General features: G+C 72.7%; 2 protein-coding genes. Both read left to right on the forward strand.

Going from position 1 to position 1,929, the window contains the following annotated elements; translation table 11 throughout:
* Positions 1 to 121 precede the first annotated feature (121 nt).
* Complete coding sequence (locus tag FV223_RS26435; protein WP_147729707.1) at positions 122 to 1,039, forward strand: galactosyltransferase-related protein; 918 nt, start codon at positions 122 to 124, stop codon at positions 1,037 to 1,039.
* On the forward strand, positions 1,036 to 1,929 hold an 894-nt coding region (locus FV223_RS26440), incomplete at its 3' end, for a glycosyltransferase (RefSeq protein ID WP_147729708.1). The genes FV223_RS26435 and FV223_RS26440, both read left to right, overlap by 4 nt.

The raw sequence follows: 1,929 nt of genomic DNA on the forward strand, positions 1-1,929 counted from the left end.
GGCTCGAAGGGCTCGCCGACGAACTCTGGAGCGGCGCGGCCGAGCGACCGGCGCTCGCCGTCGTCGCTCGCTGACCGCCCGCTCAATCCCGCGCTCGATCGTCCAGGAGCCAGACCGCCCGATGTCCACCGTTTCCGTCGTGACCCTCGCCAAGGGGCGGCCCGCGCACCTGCGCAACGTGCTCCTCGGCCTCGAGCGCCAGACGCAGGCCCCCGTCGAGTTCATCGTCGCGGTGATGCAGGACGCGCCCTACGACCTCCCCGAGGTGGCCTTCCCGGTCCGTCAGATCCTGGTCCCCGGCACCGAGCTGCCGCTCGCGGCCGCGCGCAACCGCGGCGTCGCGGCCGCGAGCGGCGACGCCGTCGTCTTCCTCGACGTCGACTGCATCCCGGCCCCCGACCTCGTGGCCGACTACGCGCGCGGGCTCGCCGAGCTCGACGGCCTGCTGATGGGCGAGGTCCTGCACCTGCCCGAGAAGGCCACGGCGGGCGCCTGGACCTGCGAGGCCTTCGCTGCGGTCGCCGAGCGCCACTCGGACCGTCGCGGCCCCCCGGCTTCCGGCATCGAGATCTGCCGCGACTACCGCTGCTTCTGGTCGCTGAACTTCGCCATCCGGCGCGCCACCTTCCTCGCCACTGGCGGCTTCGACGAGCGCTACGTCGGCTACGGCGGCGAGGACACCGATTTCGGCAAGATCCTCGATCAGGCCGGCATCCCCATCGCCTGGATGAAGGGCGGGCTGGCCTACCACCAGTACCACCCGCACCACATGCCGCCGGTCCACCACCTCGCCAGCGTGGTGCGCAATGCCGAGCTGTTCGAGGCCAAGTGGGGCTACCGCACCATGGGGCACTGGCTCTACGCGTTCAAGGTGATGGGTCTGATCGACGACGCCCCCGATCGGCCGATCCGCATCCTGCGCCACCCCGAGGCCGGCGATCTCGCGCTCACCGGCCAGCAGAGCCACCAGCCCTACAGCAACTCGGCGTCCGTCATCCGCTTCCTCGAAGCCCAGGCCGCCCCGGCGGCGACTGCGTGAGGATCGCGCTCCTCGCCCATCTCCGGCATCCGGTAGCGCGCCCCTTCGCGGGCGGGATGGAAGCCCAGAGCTGGGCCCTCGCCGACGGGTTGATGGCGCGCGGGCACGAAGTGGTGCTGTTCGCCGCCGGCGACAGCGATCCGCGCTTCGCCGTCGATCCCGTGATCCCGGTGCATCATGAGCGCAGCTTTCCCGGGCTGGAGCATCGCGGCGACGCCGGCCTCGTCGCCCATGTCGACGCCGGATACGCCGCCGCCTGCGACCGGATCGCGGCCGGCGGGTTCGACGTGCTCCACAACAACAGCCTGAGCCGGCTGCCCCTGGAACGCCGGCGCATCGCGGTGGTGCCGACCGTGACGTCGCTCCATGTCCCGCCCTACGACGCGCTGCGCTGGTTCGTGGACGAAAGCCTCGGGCCCGGTCATCGGATCACCGTCACGTCGGAGGCGCAGCGCACGCTGTGGTGGCCGGACGCGGTGCCGGCGGGCGTGTCCGTCCTCCACAACGGCGTCGATCCTGGCGCCTGGCCGTATCGTGAGCGCGGCGACGGGACCGCCGTCTGGTCCGGGCGCATCGCGCCGATCAAGGGCACGCATCTCGCGGTCGCGGCGGCACGGCGTGCCGGCATGCCGCTGACCGTGTTCGGCCCGATCGAGGACCGGGCGTACTGGGAGGCGGAGGTCGCGCCCCAGATCGGCGGTTCGATCCGATACGGCGGCCACCTCTCCGGCGCCGCGCTGGCGCGCGAGATCGGCCGCGCCTCGGTCTTCCTGTTCACGCCCTGCTGGGACGAACCCTTCGGCCTCGTGGCGGTGGAGGCCATGGCCTGCGGCGTGCCGGTCGCGGGCTTCGCCATGGGCGCGGCCGATCTCGCGCGCCAGCGCGGCGCC

This window comes from Methylobacterium sp. WL116 (genome assembly GCF_008039455.1).
Lineage (GTDB): Bacteria > Pseudomonadota > Alphaproteobacteria > Rhizobiales > Beijerinckiaceae > Methylobacterium.